Origin of the sequence: Bradyrhizobium sp. CCGUVB1N3, assembly GCF_024199925.1 — a bacterium.
Taxonomy (GTDB): domain Bacteria; phylum Pseudomonadota; class Alphaproteobacteria; order Rhizobiales; family Xanthobacteraceae; genus Bradyrhizobium.
In genome coordinates, this window is record NZ_JANADR010000001.1 from 6,444,502 (window position 1) to 6,458,147 (window position 13,646).

At 65.6% G+C, this 13,646-nt stretch carries 15 protein-coding genes; 5 read left to right on the forward strand and 10 right to left on the reverse strand.

Annotated elements, in window-relative coordinates; translation table 11 throughout:
• Positions 1-143 precede the first annotated feature (143 nt).
• From rimM to ffh, 3 genes are all read right to left on the reverse strand, one after another.
• The gene (rimM, locus tag NLM33_RS30785) at positions 144-701 is read right to left on the reverse strand and encodes a ribosome maturation factor RimM (protein ID WP_254101815.1); all 558 of its coding nucleotides are present in this window, start codon (positions 699-701) and stop codon (positions 144-146) included.
• Positions 702-829: 128 nt separating this feature from the next.
• Positions 830-1,162, reverse strand: a complete 333-nt coding sequence (gene rpsP / locus NLM33_RS30790; RefSeq protein WP_254101817.1) for a 30S ribosomal protein S16 — start codon at positions 1,160-1,162, stop codon at positions 830-832.
• 78 nt (positions 1,163-1,240) lie between these two features.
• Positions 1,241-2,797, reverse strand: coding sequence for a signal recognition particle protein (ffh, locus tag NLM33_RS30795; RefSeq protein ID WP_254101820.1), 1,557 nt, complete (start codon positions 2,795-2,797; stop codon positions 1,241-1,243).
• 268 nt (positions 2,798-3,065) lie between these two features.
• Here ffh and NLM33_RS30800 point away from each other — a divergent pair, with 268 nt between their 5' ends.
• Entirely contained in the window at positions 3,066-4,061 is a 996-nt protein-coding gene (locus NLM33_RS30800; RefSeq protein ID WP_254101822.1) for an MBL fold metallo-hydrolase, read from the forward strand.
• A 162-nt stretch (positions 4,062-4,223) separates the two neighbouring features.
• On the opposite strand, the gene NLM33_RS30805 is transcribed toward NLM33_RS30800, so the two are convergent.
• Together NLM33_RS30805 and NLM33_RS30810 are read right to left on the reverse strand one after the other, a co-directional pair.
• Entirely contained in the window at positions 4,224-4,931 is a 708-nt protein-coding gene (locus NLM33_RS30805) for an SIMPL domain-containing protein (protein ID WP_254101824.1), read from the reverse strand.
• 5 nt (positions 4,932-4,936) lie between these two features.
• Positions 4,937-5,677 carry a GyrI-like domain-containing protein gene (locus NLM33_RS30810; RefSeq protein WP_254101826.1) on the reverse strand — a complete coding sequence of 247 codons (741 nt, stop codon included), beginning with the start codon at positions 5,675-5,677 and terminating at the stop codon, positions 4,937-4,939.
• 198 nt (positions 5,678-5,875) lie between these two features.
• Here NLM33_RS30810 and dapF point away from each other — a divergent pair, with 198 nt between their 5' ends.
• Together dapF and mtaB are read left to right on the forward strand one after the other, a co-directional pair.
• Complete coding sequence (gene dapF, locus NLM33_RS30815; RefSeq protein WP_254101828.1) at positions 5,876-6,748, forward strand: diaminopimelate epimerase; 873 nt, start codon at positions 5,876-5,878, stop codon at positions 6,746-6,748.
• Positions 6,748-8,001 (forward strand): tRNA (N(6)-L-threonylcarbamoyladenosine(37)-C(2))-methylthiotransferase MtaB, encoded by a 1,254-nt coding sequence (gene mtaB, locus NLM33_RS30820; protein WP_254101831.1) that lies wholly within the window; start codon positions 6,748-6,750, stop codon positions 7,999-8,001. The genes dapF and mtaB overlap by 1 nt, the downstream gene beginning before the upstream one ends.
• A 219-nt stretch (positions 8,002-8,220) precedes the next feature.
• On the opposite strand, the gene NLM33_RS30825 is transcribed toward mtaB, so the two are convergent.
• Both NLM33_RS30825 and NLM33_RS30830 read right to left on the reverse strand, forming a co-directional pair.
• Positions 8,221-9,330 (reverse strand): DUF2336 domain-containing protein, encoded by a 1,110-nt coding sequence (locus NLM33_RS30825; RefSeq protein WP_254101833.1) that lies wholly within the window; start codon positions 9,328-9,330, stop codon positions 8,221-8,223.
• A 266-nt stretch (positions 9,331-9,596) separates the two neighbouring features.
• On the reverse strand, positions 9,597-10,298 hold the full coding sequence (locus tag NLM33_RS30830) for an RluA family pseudouridine synthase (protein WP_254101835.1): 702 nt from the start codon (positions 10,296-10,298) through the stop codon (positions 9,597-9,599).
• A gap of 57 nt (positions 10,299-10,355) precedes the next feature.
• Here NLM33_RS30830 and ftsY point away from each other — a divergent pair, with 57 nt between their 5' ends.
• Complete coding sequence (ftsY, locus tag NLM33_RS30835) at positions 10,356-11,300, forward strand: signal recognition particle-docking protein FtsY (protein WP_254101837.1); 945 nt, start codon at positions 10,356-10,358, stop codon at positions 11,298-11,300.
• Between the two features lies 1 nt (position 11,301).
• Entirely contained in the window at positions 11,302-11,904 is a 603-nt protein-coding gene (locus NLM33_RS30840) for a septation protein A (protein WP_254101838.1), read from the forward strand.
• A 132-nt stretch (positions 11,905-12,036) separates the two neighbouring features.
• On the opposite strand, the gene NLM33_RS30845 is transcribed toward NLM33_RS30840, so the two are convergent.
• The 3 genes from NLM33_RS30845 to NLM33_RS30855 are packed head-to-tail and all read right to left on the reverse strand — an operon-like array spanning position 12,037 to position 13,599.
• Positions 12,037-12,630 carry a DsbE family thiol:disulfide interchange protein gene (locus NLM33_RS30845; RefSeq protein WP_254101839.1) on the reverse strand — a complete coding sequence of 198 codons (594 nt, stop codon included), beginning with the start codon at positions 12,628-12,630 and terminating at the stop codon, positions 12,037-12,039.
• Complete coding sequence (gene ccmD / locus NLM33_RS30850) at positions 12,627-12,806, reverse strand: heme exporter protein CcmD (protein ID WP_254101840.1); 180 nt, start codon at positions 12,804-12,806, stop codon at positions 12,627-12,629. Before ccmD ends, NLM33_RS30845 begins: the two co-directional genes overlap by 4 nt.
• A 1-nt stretch (position 12,807) precedes the next feature.
• Positions 12,808-13,599: a heme ABC transporter permease gene (locus tag NLM33_RS30855; protein WP_254105970.1), complete on the reverse strand. Its 792-nt coding sequence runs from the start codon at positions 13,597-13,599 to the stop codon at positions 12,808-12,810.
• Between the last annotated feature and the right edge of the window lie 47 nt (positions 13,600-13,646).

The window sequence follows — 13,646 nt, forward strand, 5'->3', positions numbered from 1 at the left end:
TCCAATTTTCGTTGTCACGGACAAGCGACTTGCCCGCCGTAGCTCGAAGAGCGAAGGCGGAAGCGCGAGCCCGGGACCCATAACCACCGCAGTTAGTTTTGCGATGGCTGGCCGCCAGCTTAGCCAAAAACCACGGCCTGTGGTTATGGGTCCCGGCCTTCGTCGGGACGACTCGTGGAGGAGTCCTTGTCCCGCTCTTCGCCGTCGATCTCCTGCGGCAGCGCGATCACCACGCGGCCGCCTGCAAGATCGACTTCCGGCACCACCGCGTTGGAGAACGGCAGCAGCAGCGTCGTGCCTTTCGGCGGGGCGATCTCGATGATGTCTCCGGCGCCGAAATTATGGATCGCGACGACGCGGCCGAGCGCATCCCCGGCCGTGGTGACGGCGGCGAGCCCGATCAGATCGGTGTGGTAATATTCGTCCTCGTCGGTCGCGGGCAGTTTTTCGCGCGCGACGTAGAGCTCGATGCCGTTGAGCCGTTCGGCCTCATCGCGGGTCGTGACGCCCTTGAACGTCGCGACCAGATGATCCTTGGCCTCGCGCGCCTGCGCAACCTCGAACTGGCGCTTGCCGTCCTTGGTGACAAGCGGACCATAGCGCCGCACGGCAAAGGGATCTTCGGTGAAGGTCCACAATTTGACCGCGCCGCGCACACCATGCGCGGCGCCGATCCGCGCGACGCAGATGAGCTGAGACATCAGGTGGCCTCACCCTTCGAGACGCACGCTTGCGCGCGCTCCTCAGGATGAGGAGAAAGACCCTCATGCTGAGGAGCACGGCGAAAGCCGTGCGTCTCGAAGCATGAAGGCCCGGCCATCGAAGCGGCTTACGCCTTCGCGGCGGCTTCGGCCTGCGCCTTGCGCTCCTTGCGCGGCACGGCCTTCTGCGGGTTGCTGCGCGCTTCGCGCTTCTTGACGCCGGCGGCGTCCAGGAAACGCATCACGCGGTCCGACGGCTGCGCGCCCTTGGCGAGCCAGGCCTTCACCTTGTCCATGTCGAGCTTCAGCCGGGTCTCGTTGTCCTTCGGCAGCAGCGGGTTGAAATGGCCGAGGCGCTCGATGAAGCGGCCATCGCGCGGGAAGCGCGAGTCGGCGACGACGACGTGATAGACGGGGCGCTTCTTGGTGCCCGCGCGCGCGAGGCGGATAACGACTGACATTCTGGTCTCCTGAGTAGCTGTTAATTCAAAGGTTGGTTTGGTTCGTCATTGCGAGTTGCTTCGCGATGACGGGTGAACTCACTTCTTCTTCCCCAGTCCGGGGAAGCCGCCGAGCCCGGGCAGGGTCGGCTTGTTGCTGAGGCCCGTGAGCCCCGGCACATTCGGTAGGCCTTGGCGCAGGCCCGCGGGCAGGTCCTTCGGCAGGTTGGGCAGGCCCTGTCCGCCGCCCGCGCCTTGCATCTTCTCCTGCAACGCCTTCATCTCTTCGGGCGAAGGCATCTTCATGCCGCCGCCAAAGCCCATGGCCTGCGCGATACCGGCGAGCGGGCCGCGCTTGCCCGAGCCCATGGCCTTCATCACGTCGGCCATGTTCCGGTGCATCTTGAGCAGCTTGTTGACGTGCTCGACGCTCTGGCCGCTTCCGGCTGCGATGCGCTTCTTGCGGCTCGCCTTGAGCAGGTCGGGGTGCCGACGCTCCTCGCGCGTCATCGAATCGATGATCGCGACCTGGCGCTTCAGAATCTTGTCGTCGATCCCTGCGGCGGCGATCTGGTTCTTCATCTTGGAGATGCCGGGCATCATGCCCATCAGCCCGCTGATGCCGCCCATATTCGCCATCTGCGAGAGCTGCTCGCGCATGTCGTTGAGGTCGAACTGGCCCTTGCGCATCCGCTCGGCGGTGCGCGCGGCCTTCTCGGCGTCGATGTTGGCGGCGGCCCGCTCGACCAGCGACACCACGTCGCCCATGCCGAGGATGCGGCCTGCGATACGGTCGGGGTGGAAGTCTTCCAGCGCGTCGGTCTTTTCGCCGGTGCCGATCAGCTTGATCGGCTTGCCGGTGACCGCGCGCATCGACAGTGCAGCGCCGCCGCGGCCGTCGCCATCCACTCTTGTCAGCACGATACCGGTGAGGCCGACGCGCTGATCGAACGAGCGCGCGAGGTTCACCGCGTCCTGGCCGGTGAGGCTATCCGCGACCAGCAGCACCTCGTGCGGATTTGCGGCGGCTTTGATCGCGGCGGCCTCCGCCATCATCTCTTCGTCGAGCGTGGTACGGCCGGCGGTGTCGAGCAGCACGATGTCGTAGCCGCCGAGCTTGCCGGCTTCCAGCGCGCGCTTCGCAATCTGCGGCGGCTGCTGGCCCGCGACGATCGGCAGCGTCGGAATGTCGAGGTCACGGCCGAGCACGGCGAGCTGCTCCATCGCCGCCGGACGGTAGACGTCGAGGGAAGCCATCAGCACCTTGCGCTTGTCGCGCTGGACGAGGCGGCGGGCGAGCTTTGCGGTGGTCGTCGTCTTACCGGAGCCCTGCAGGCCGACCATCATGATCGGCACCGGCGGCACGGAATTCACGTCGATGGTCTGGCCTTCGGCGCCGAGCGTGTTGATCAGCTCGTCATGGACGATCTTGACGACCATCTGGCCGGGCGTCACCGACTTCACGACGGTGGCGCCGATCGCCTGCTCGCGGACGCGCTCGGTGAAGCTGCGCACCACTTCGAGCGCAACGTCGGCTTCCAGCAGCGCGCGGCGCACCTCGCGCATCGCGGCGTCGACGTCCTTTTCGGTCAGCGCCCCGCGCCCCGTCAGACGATCGAGGATGCCGCCAAGCCTTTCCGACAGATTGTCGAACAATGGAGTCGTCCTTTGTCCTGCTCGCGAAAAATACGATCTTCCAAACACCTTTGCGCCCGAGGGCGCATCGCGCTGTCGGGCGTTGACCTCCGGCCTCCAGGGCCAGTCGGCGGGTCGAAAAGAAAGCCTTTCCGAGAAGTGGTGCGGCCTTAAACCCCCGCAAGGCACAAAAGTCAAGGAAACAAGCCGGAATGCGGCATCTTGAAGGGGTCGGTTCGGCTGCTTATTCCATGCCGGAACCCAATTTTGGGGCCAATCGGGCCGTGAAATGACCTCCCGTCGCATCAAGACCTATTCCGGCCCGCCATCCGATCATTTCGACGGCGAAAAGTTCTTCGACCCCGACGGGGTGCCGCCGAAATCGCTCCGCGAGGTCCTGCGCTGGCAGTTCGGCGGCAAGCGCGACCGCTCGATCTGGCCGAAATGGGTTCCGAGCCCCTATGCCGATTATCCGCCGGTGGAGGTTAATGGCGGCAAGGTCAGGCTGTCCTTCGTCGGGCACGCGAGCTGGCTGATCCAGACCGGCGGTCTCAACATCCTCGTCGATCCCGTCTGGTCGATGCGGGTCTCGCCGGTGGGCTGGGCCGGGCCGAAGCGCCACAACGACCCCGGCATCGCCTTCGACAAGCTGCCGAAGATCGACGTCGTGCTGGTCTCGCACGGTCACTACGATCACCTCGATATCGCGACGCTGTCGCGGCTCGCCAAGAATTTTGCCCCACGCGTGATCACGCCGCTCGGCAATGATCTCACCATGCGTGAGCGCGACGGCGCGATCCGCGCCGAGGCGTTCGACTGGCACGACCGCGTCGAGCTCGGCGGCGGCGTTGCCGTGCATCTCGTGCCGACACGGCACTGGTCGGCGCGCAGCCTGTTCGACCGCAACAGGGCGCTGTGGGCGAGCTTCGTGCTGGAGACGCCGGCGGGGAAAATCTACGTCGTCTGCGATTCCGGCTATGGCGAGGGCATGCATTTCCGCCGCGTCGGCCAAGCGCATGGTCCCTTGCGCCTCGCGATCCTGCCGATCGGCGCCTACGAGCCGCGCTGGTTCATGCGCGAGCAGCACATGAACCCGGAAGACGCGGTCAAGGCGCTGATCGATTGCGGCGCGCAGGCCGCGCTGGCGCATCACCACGGCACGTTCCAGCTCACCGATGAGGCCATCGACGCACCGGCAAAGGCGCTGCTCGAAGCCCTGGATGCAGCGAACATTCCGCACGAGCGGTTCGTGGCGCTGAAGCCGGGGCAGGTGGTGGAGATTTAGCTCTCCACACACACACCACTCGTGCCCCGGACGCAGCGCAGCGTCTCTTCGACGGTGCGCTGCAGAGCCGGGGCCCATGTCGCGGCATTGTACCGTGCACCATTCTGGGTCCCGGCTCTGCGGAGCAGCGTTGCACGCTGCTCCGCGTCCGGGACACGAGACTTACTGCTCCTTGGCCTTGATCGCCCAGCTCACATTCACCGTCACCGACAGCGTCTCCTCGCCGGGAGCCACCTGCGCCGGAGCTGCGGCCATAGGCGCTGCGGCGATGCGGCTCTTGAACAGCGGCATCGGGCCGCCGCCTTCGGAGATGCTGAGCGGGGCGCCGAGCGTGACGCCGGCGGCCTTGGCGTAGATCTCGGCCTTGCGGCGGGCATCCGCAAGCGCCTGCTCGCGGGCGCCGTCGAGCAGTTTCGAGGCTTGCGTGACCTCGAAGGAAATGTTGCCGATATCGTTGGCGCCGGCGCCGACTAGCGTGTCGATGATGCCGGCGACCTTGGTCACGTCGCGGGTCTTGACGGTGACGCGATTGCTGGCGCGGAAGCCGACCACGGGCGAAGCGCCGCTGGAGCGGTTCGGCGCATATTGCGGCTGCAGCGACAGCCGCGAGGTCTGATAGTCCTTCTCGTCGATGCCTGCGCTCTTCAGGGCCAGCAGCACCTTGCCCATTGCCGCGTTGTTGGCGTCCGAGGCCTCCTTCGCTGTCTTCGCATCATTTGCGACGCCGGCATCGATCTGCGCAAGGTCAGGCGCCGCCGACACGGACGCCTCCCCGCTCACCGAGACCGCCGACGGAAAATCGTCGGCAAGCGCAGGCGTTGCGCCAAGCGCGGCGGCGAAAATGGCGGCGATGATCGCGTTGCTCTTCATCACGCTCACTTCAGCGGCACATAGACGTTGATCACGAGCTTGTCCTCCGCCGTCTTCAGGGGATCGGTGAGGTACTCCTCGATGAAAGTGTCCTTGGCTTCCAGCTTCTTGTCGTCGAGGTGATTGGTGATCGCCTCATAGGTGTTGTCCATGTTGTCGTAGGAGCCGCGATGGACGAACTTCAGCGCCTTGCCCTCCGGCGACTTGCCGACGCTCATGTCCTTCGCCAGGTTTTTGGGATCCTGATCGATCGGGATCTCGGCGAGGAAGGTGAAGCCGGTGTCGTCGGTCGAGGTGTAGACGATCATCGGATTGCCCGCGGGCTTGATGCCCTGCTTGTCCAGAAGCGCGTTCAGCGCCTTGAACGAATCGATCAGCGTGTCGAAGGCGGAATCCCAGTTGGCGCTGCCCTTGGCCATCACGACCTTCTTCGGTTCCAGCGTCGTCTCGAGCCCGAAGGGGTCGGCGGTCTGCACCGGGGCGGAGGTGGCGGGCGGGGTCGTGGCTGCCGCGGGCGGCGCCGTCGGGCTGGGCGAGGGTGAGGCGCTGGCCGCCGGAGCCGGCGACGTGGCAGGTGAGGGCGATGCGCTTGCGGCCGGGGAGGGCGAGGCCGCTGGTGCCGGCGAGGGGCTTGCGGAGGCTGCCGGTGCCGGGGTCGGTGATTGTGCGAACGCGCCGGAGAGGCAGAGGGTAATGGCCGCTGCCGGGATCACCGCGGCCAGAAAAGGACGGAAAAAGCTCGTCATTACGTGTCTCCCCAAGGCAAGTAAGGCCCTGCCCGCATTCTTGCACCACGTGCGCGTCCCGGTTCGCGCGAACGCGCCTATCTAACACGCATGCGCCAAATTCGTCCCATGACAGATGCGTCATAGGGCACACGCGGCAAATGACTGGCCAACCGTCCCATGATCGCCATATAAGGCAGGCGAAATTCAGGACATTTCATGAGCGCGCTCGCCAATCACGCATTTGCCAAGATGAACGGCATCGGCAACGAGATCGTCGTTGTCGACATGCGGGATTCGGCTGCCCCGGTCACGTCGGACGACGCGCGTGCGGTCGCCTCCGCGAAGGGCGTGCCCTACGACCAGCTCATGGTGCTCCAGAAGCCGCGGCTCGACGGCACCGAGGCCTTCATCCGCATCTACAACAATGACGGCTCGGAGGCCGGCGCCTGCGGTAACGGCATGCGCTGCGTGGTGCGGCGGGTCTTCGAGAAGACCGGGCAGACCACCGCGACGTTCGAGACTCCCGCGGGGCTTCTGAACTGCTGGCAGGGGCCGGCCCCCGATCTCTATACCGTCGACATGGGCACGCCGAAGTTTGGCTGGCAGGACATTCCGCTCGCGGAGGAGTTTCGCGACACCCGTTACATCGAGCTGCAGATCGGGCCGATCGACAAGCCGATCCTGCACTCGCCCTCAGCGGTGAGCATGGGCAATCCGCACGCGATCTTCTGGGTCGACGACGTCGACGCCTATGACCTCGGGCGTTTTGGTCCGCTCTTGGAAAACCATCCGATCTTCCCCGAGCGCGCCAACATCACGCTCGCGCACATCGTCGATCGCGATCACATCACGATCCGCACCTGGGAGCGCGGTGCGGGCCTCACCAGGGCCTGCGGCTCGGCGGCTTGCGCGACGGCGGTGGCGGCGGCGCGTTTGAAGCGCGCCAACCGCAGCGTGGAGATCACGCTGCCCGGCGGCAAGCTCGGCATCGAATGGCGCGAGCGCGACGATCACGTGCTGATGACGGGTACGGCGACCTTCGAATATGAGGGCAATTTCGATCCGGCGCTGTTCGCCTCGGTCGCCTGATGGGCGTCGAGGTCCTGACCTTCGGCTGCCGCCTCAACGCCTTCGAGGCTGAGGTGATCCGCCGCGAGGTGGAAGGCGCAGGACTCTCAAACACCATCGTCATCAATAGCTGCGCGGTCACCAACGAGGCGGTGGCGCAGGCGCGGCAGTCGATCCGCAAATTGAAGCGCGAGCGGCCCGGCTCGCGCATCGTCGTCACCGGCTGTGCGGCGCAGACGCAAAGCGAGATGTTCGCTGATATGGCCGAGGTCGATCGCGTCGTCGGCAATGACGACAAGATGCACGCCAGGGCCTGGCGCGAAGCGCGCGCCGCGTTCGATGTCGGCAGCAGCGACAAGATCGCGGTCAGCGACATCATGGCGGTCAAGGCGATGGCGCCGCATCTGATCGACGGCTTTGCGAGCGGCCTGCCGCGGGTGTTCGTGCAGGTGCAGAACGGCTGCGACCATCGCTGCACCTTCTGCATCATCCCGTTCGGCCGCGGCAATTCGCGCTCGGTGCCGATGGGGGCGGTGGTCGAACAGGTCCGTGCACTGGTGGAACGCGGCCATGCCGAGATCGTGCTGACCGGCGTCGACCTCACCAGCTACGGCGCAGACCTGCCGGGCGCGCCAAAACTCGGCATGCTGGCGAAGCAGATCCTGCGGCATGTGCCGGAGCTGAAGCGGCTGCGCATTTCCTCGATCGATTCGATCGAGGCAGATAGCGATCTGCTCGATGCCGTCGCAGATGATGCGCGGCTGATGCCGCATCTGCATCTGTCGCTGCAATCCGGCGACGACATGATCTTGAAGCGGATGAAGCGGCGGCATTCGCGCTCGGATGCGATTGCATTCTGCGAGCAGGTCCGCCGCCTGCGGCCCGACATTGCGCTCGGCGCCGACATCATCGCGGGCTTTCCGACCGAGACGGAAGAGATGTTCGCGCGCTCGCGCGACCTCGTTGAGGAATGCGGTCTCACCTTCCTCCACGTCTTCCCTTATTCCCCGCGCCCCGGCACCCCGGCCGCGCGGATGCCGCAGGTCGCAGGCGCGGTCATCAAGGATCGCGCGCGCCACCTGCGCGCGGCCGGCGAAGCGGCATTGCAGCGCCGCCTACAGGCTGAAGTCGGCGCGACCCGCGACGTGCTGATCGAAAGCGACAGCCAGGGGCGCACGGAGCATTATCTGCCGGTCGTGATTGCGGGGGCGCGGGTGGGGCATGTGGTGCCGCTCAAGATCGGCGGCAGTGATGGCGAGCGGCTGACCACATAATCCGGTCATCGTGCGTTGCGTCGCGCGGCATCCCCAACGTCGTCCCGGCGAAGGCCGGGACCCATACCGCGTGATCTATCGATAGAGCCCGGTAACAGTACCGTGGGAAGACTTCCTAACTACAGGTCTTCGCAAAACTACTTCTTGGGGTTATGGGTCCCGGCCTGCGCCGGGACGACACCGAGGATGTGGGACGCAGCGCGCTCCAAAATGCGCGACTTACGACGCCCGCACCTGCCAGAATCGCAGCGTACGTCGTGCGTTTTCCGGTGTCATTCTCGCGAAATGGCCCTTCGCCTTGGCGAGGTCCGCGGGCTTCATCGTGCCAGTTGCGTAGCGGCTTTCGAGAACGGCGGCCGTCGTTTCCCAGCTCAGCAGTGCCGCGCGGCACGGCACGAGCAGGCCGTCATCGCGCAAGCTCTGCATCAAGGGACGAATGACCTCGTAACTCGATTCGGATAGAGCCGCCAGCGCCGCGACGGTCTCTTCATATCGACGCTGTTTGGCAAAGCCATACAGCGTCGTTTCGTTGAGCTGACCGGCTTTCTTGAGATTTGCGACGGCTCGCTTCGCACCTTCAAAATCGCGGATCCCCGACATCTCGCGATCGACGCCGGTGGCGACCGCCGCGATGGCGTTCTGGATCTCCTCGAACAGATGCGCCGGGGCGCGCGACAACAGGCGCGTGCGAACCGCGTCGGTCGCCGAGCGCAGCAATTGACGGCGCAGGTCCGACGGCAGATCGACGCGTACGCCGACGCTCACGGTCAGTTCGGGATCCTGTTCGGCCTGTCCGACGATGACGGCAAAGCCATTTGCCGAAAACCGCGCGCCCGGATTGGCGGCAAGGCGCCGGCTGACGCTCGGATAGCTGCGCGCCAGAAGCGCGTCGGTGACGATTTCCTTCAGCCACCAGCGGCCGGCGACCGCGAGCAGGTGCTGCTCGCCCTTGCTGGCCGCGATGTTGAGCAATTCGGCCTCATCGAGGCGCGCCGATTCCTGAAGCACGGGGCCGGCGATCCTGATCTCGTCATTGCCGGCAAGACGGCGGATCACGGACGGCGGCGCCTGGGCGATCGGCGCGAGCTGCGTGCTGATCTCGGCGAGCGCGACCCGCGCGCCCATGTCGGCGATCGAGCGCAGCTCGATGGTCTTGATCAGCCGCTCGAGCACGTCGTCGAACAGCGTGATCTGCTCGTCATTGAAGCTGCCGGCGGAGGACAGGAACAGGTCGGTGACGCGCCGCGCCGTTTCCAGGCGCTTCTCGTCCGAGCCGGCGCGAATCGCCCCCTCGACTTCGTCGATGATCGATGGCTGGGCCTGCGGCATGAAGCGTTGCTCGTCCTGAGCCGGTTCGAAGAAGCTTGTTCTAAGCAACCGGTATCATTAGAGGCGAGCACTGAAGGTTTCGTAAACCATGGTCCGGGATCAGGTTCGATTGCCGCCACGAACGCGGTGGGCTCCCTCTCCCGCTTGCGGGAGAGGGCTGGGGAGAGGGTGTCTCCGCAACCGAGAACCTCCAAGAGGAGAAAGCCCTCACCCGCGCCTTCGGCGCGACCTCTCCCGCAAGCGGGAGAGGTGAACGACGGCGGCACCTATTCCCCGTTCCAGCCGCAGGTCCTGAGCCGCTCCTGCATGTGCGGCGGCGCTGGGGCGACCACGCGCACCGGCTCCTTGTTGCGGGAGACCGGCACCACGATTTCGCGCGAATGCAGATGCAGCCGCGGCTCGCCGAAGCGCGGGCCATTGCCGTAGATGTTGTCGCCAACGATCGGCCAGCCCTGCGCCGCGCAATGCACCCGCAATTGATGGGTGCGGCCGGTAATCGGTTCCATGGCGAGCCAGCTCAGGCCGTCAGCCCGCCCCATCACCTTCCAGTTGGTGATCGCCTTCTGGCCTTCCGGGTCCGGCTTCTGCCACCAGCCGCGCTCGGCATTGAGGCGACCGAGGGCTAAGTCGATCGTGCCTTCGTCCTCGGCCGGGCCGCCTTCGACGAGGGCCCAATAGGTCTTGCCGATCTTGCCGTGCTTGAACAACAGGCCGAGCGAGGCGGTCGCCTTGCGATGGCGCCCAAGCACGAGGCAGCCGGAGGTGTCCTTGTCCAGCCGGTGGGCAAGCACCGGGGGCCGCGGCAGGCCGAAGCGCAGCGCGTCGAAGGATGCTTCCAGGTTCGCCCCGCCCTTGGGGCCGCGATGGACGGGAAGGCCCGCCGGCTTGTCGATCACCAGCATCAGCCCGTCGCGGTGAAGCACGCGCGCTATGATTTCATCCGCGGTCAACTCGGGAACATCGAGCAATATCAGGACTTTCGTTGGAGACTTTCGTTTAGGAGCCGGAACGGCTAACACGCCACCATGAACGATACCACTGACACCCCCAAACTGAGCTGGTGGCGACGCCTGTCCAACGGGCTGAAGCGCACGTCGGCCTCGCTCGGGACCGCGGTCGCCGACCTCGTCACCAAGCGCAAGCTCGACCGCGCCATGCTCGACGACATCGAGGACGTGCTGCTGCGCGCCGACCTCGGCACCGAGGTTTCGGTGCGGATCGCGGACGCGGTCGGTACAGGACGTTACGACAAGGCGATCTCGGCGGATGAGGTGAAGGACGTCGTCGCCACCGAGGTCGAGAAGGTGCTGGTCCCGGTCGCCAAGGCGCTCGAGATCGATGCGGCGAAAAAGCCCTTCGTCATCCTCGTCGTCGGCGTCAACGGCTCCGGCAAGACCACGACCATCGGCAAGCTGTCGGCGAAATTCGCGTCCGAAGGCCGCAAGGTGATGCTGGCGGCCGGCGACACGTTTCGTGCCGCCGCAATCGAGCAACTCAAGGTCTGGGGCGAGCGCACCAGGACGCCGGTGATTGCCGGCGCGCAGGGCTCGGATTCGGCAAGCCTCGCCTTCAATGCGCTGACGACGGCCAAGGAGCAGGCGATCGACGTGCTGCTGGTCGACACGGCCGGGCGGTTGCAGAACAAAGCCGAGCTGATGAACGAGCTCGAAAAAGTCGTGCGTGTGATCCGCAAGGTGGATAGCTCGGCGCCGCATGCGGTGCTCTTGGTGCTGGACGCCACGGTCGGCCAGAACGCGCTGTCGCAGGTCGAGGCGTTCCACCGCACGGCCGGTGTTACGGGCCTCGTGATGACGAAACTCGACGGCACCGCGCGCGGCGGCATTCTGGTGGCGCTGGCCGAAAAGTTCAAACTGCCGGTGCACTTCATCGGCGTCGGCGAAGGCGTCGACGATCTCGCGCCGTTCACCGCGCGCGATTTCGCCCGTGCGATCGCCGGAATTGAGAGTTGAAATGGACAAGACCCAGCCGCATCCGCTGTTCAAGCTGGCAACCGAGCTCGGCCCGCTGCTCGTATTTTTCTTCGTGAATTCGAGGTTCAATCTGTTCGCCGCGACCGGCGCCTTCATGGTCGCGATCGTGGCGGCGATAATCGCCTCCTACGTGGTGACGCGCCATGTGCCGATCATGGCGCTGGTCACCGGCGCGATCGTGCTGGTGTTCGGTACGCTGACCCTGGTGCTGCACGACGAGACCTTCATCAAGGTCAAGCCGACCATCATCTACGGCCTGTTCGCGGCCGTGCTCGGCGGCGGGCTGTTGTTCGGCCGCTCCTTCATCGCCATCATGTTCGACCAGATGTTCAACCTGACGCCGCAGGGTTGGCGCATCCTGACCTTCCGCTGGGCGCTGTTCTTCGCCGGCATGGCGGTGCTCAACGAAATCGTCTGGCGCACCCAGAGCACGGATTTCTGGGTCAACTTCAAGGTTTTCGGCGTGACGCCGCTGACGATGATCTTCGCCATCGCGCAGATGCCGCTGACCAAGCGCTATCACATTGCGCCGGTCTCGCTGGAAGCGAGCGAGGCCGAAGCGGGGGATGTGCGGAAGGGGTAGGTCTCGTGTCCCGGACGCGCGAAGCGCGAGCCGGGACCCAGCCTCTCTCCGGAACGGCATCGTGGAAACATGGGCCCCGGCCCTGCAGCGCATCACTTCGTGCTGCGCAGCGTCCGGGGCACGAGACCGGCGTTACGATCCCGCCTTCAACGCCTTCTCGAGCTGCGGCATGAGCACGGTCTGCAAATTCTCCGGCGTGATCGGGCCGACCAGCTTGTAGGCGATCTTGCCTTCGCGCCCGACGACGAAGGTTTCCGGCACGCCGTAGACGCCCCATTCGATCGAGGCGCGGCCGTTGGCATCCGTGCCGACGACGCCGAACGGATTGCCGTAGCGGCCGAGGAAGCGTCGCGCGTTGTCGGGCGCATCCTTGTAGTTGATGCCGACGAGCTGGAAGCGCTTGTCCTTGGCAAGCTCGGTCAAGAGCGGCGCCTCGTCGTGACAGGGCACGCACCAGGAGGCCCAGACATTGACCAGGCTGACCTTGCCCATGAACGCGGCCGGGTCGAGGCCCGGCACCTGTGCGCCGCCAATTTGCAGGCCGTCGAGTTGCGGCAGCGCGATCTGCGGCGCAGGCCGGCCGATCAGCGCCGAGGGAATGCGCGAGGGATCGCCGCTGCCGAGTCGGAACCAGAACAGCAGCGCAAGGCCGATGAAGGCGATCAGCGGCAGCACCACCAGGAAGGTGCCGCGCGACGGCGTGGCGGGCGTCGAGTGATCGCTCATCGCAGCTCCGTTGCGCTGCGGCCCGAACGGCGGGTGACGCCGCTCTTGTCCAGCTCACGCAGGCGTTCTGTCTGGTTGCGATAGTCGATCATGATCCAGCCGATCAGGATCGACACCACGATAGCCACGGCGAGATAGGACGTCACGATGAAGGACGCGTAGGGACCGAGCGACATGTTAGGCGGCCCCAATTTCTTTTGACGCGTTGTCTTCACGCGAACCGACGCTTGACTCGCTCGAAAACGCCATACGGCTCGCCTGCATCATTTGCAGGGAGCGGACACGGCGGCGCAAAATCTCGTTGCGCATCGCCGCCAGGTGCAGCGTGACGAACAAAAGCGTGAACGCGATCGCCATCACGAGCAGGGGAATCAAAAACGACTTGTCGAGCGTCGAGCCACCCATGCGCATCACCGAGGCCGGCTGATGCAGCGTGTTCCACCAGTCGACCGAGAACTTGATGATCGGCAGATTGATCGCGCCGACCAGCGTCAGCACCGCAGCGGCCCGCGCCGCGCGCGAGGGATCTTCGACCGCGCGCCACAGCGCCATCAGGCCGAGATACATCAGGAACAGGATCAGCACCGAGGTCAGCCGCGCATCCCATTCCCAATAGGTGCCCCACATCGGCCGGCCCCATAGCGAGCCGGTGAGCAGCGCGAGGAAGGTGAAGGCGGCGCCGATCGGCGCGGCCGCCTTCGCGGCGACGTCGGCGAGCGGATGCCGCCACACCAGTGTGCCGAGCGAGGCCACGCTCATGACGCCCCAGACGAACATCGACAGCCAGGCATTGGGCACATGGATGAACATGATCTTCACGGTGGCGCCCTGCTGATAGTCGTCCGGCGCCAGCGCCGATTGATAGAGGCCAAGCGCGAGCAGGATCACGGTCGCCCCCGCAAGCCACGGCAGCACGCGCGCCGTCAGCGCAAGGAACCGCGAGGGGTTGGCGAGGTCGATCAGCGTCATGGTCACCTGATAATCATGGTGAGGGGCCGCAGGCAATCAGCACGAAA

Coding starts and splice junctions, on each gene's coding strand:
- NLM33_RS30845 (WP_254101839.1), bottom strand. CDS start 12,630: ATGAGCGATCACTCGACGCCCGCCACGCCGTCGCGCGGCACCTTCCTG.
- NLM33_RS30810 (WP_254101826.1), bottom strand. CDS start 5,677: ATGACGAGCTTTTTCCGTCCTTTTCTGGCCGCGGTGATCCCGGCAGCG.
- rpsP (WP_254101817.1), bottom strand. CDS start 1,162: ATGTCAGTCGTTATCCGCCTCGCGCGCGCGGGCACCAAGAAGCGCCCC.
- NLM33_RS30825 (WP_254101833.1), bottom strand. CDS start 9,330: ATGCCGCAGGCCCAGCCATCGATCATCGACGAAGTCGAGGGGGCGATT.
- NLM33_RS30800 (WP_254101822.1), top strand. CDS start 3,066: ATGACCTCCCGTCGCATCAAGACCTATTCCGGCCCGCCATCCGATCAT.
- NLM33_RS30855 (WP_254105970.1), bottom strand. CDS start 13,599: ATGACGCTGATCGACCTCGCCAACCCCTCGCGGTTCCTTGCGCTGACG.
- mtaB (WP_254101831.1), top strand. CDS start 6,748: ATGGGCGTCGAGGTCCTGACCTTCGGCTGCCGCCTCAACGCCTTCGAG.
- NLM33_RS30840 (WP_254101838.1), top strand. CDS start 11,302: ATGGACAAGACCCAGCCGCATCCGCTGTTCAAGCTGGCAACCGAGCTC.
- dapF (WP_254101828.1), top strand. CDS start 5,876: ATGAGCGCGCTCGCCAATCACGCATTTGCCAAGATGAACGGCATCGGC.
- ftsY (WP_254101837.1), top strand. CDS start 10,356: ATGAACGATACCACTGACACCCCCAAACTGAGCTGGTGGCGACGCCTG.
- ccmD (WP_254101840.1), bottom strand. CDS start 12,806: ATGTCGCTCGGTCCCTACGCGTCCTTCATCGTGACGTCCTATCTCGCC.
- rimM (WP_254101815.1), bottom strand. CDS start 701: ATGTCTCAGCTCATCTGCGTCGCGCGGATCGGCGCCGCGCATGGTGTG.
- NLM33_RS30805 (WP_254101824.1), bottom strand. CDS start 4,931: ATGAAGAGCAACGCGATCATCGCCGCCATTTTCGCCGCCGCGCTTGGC.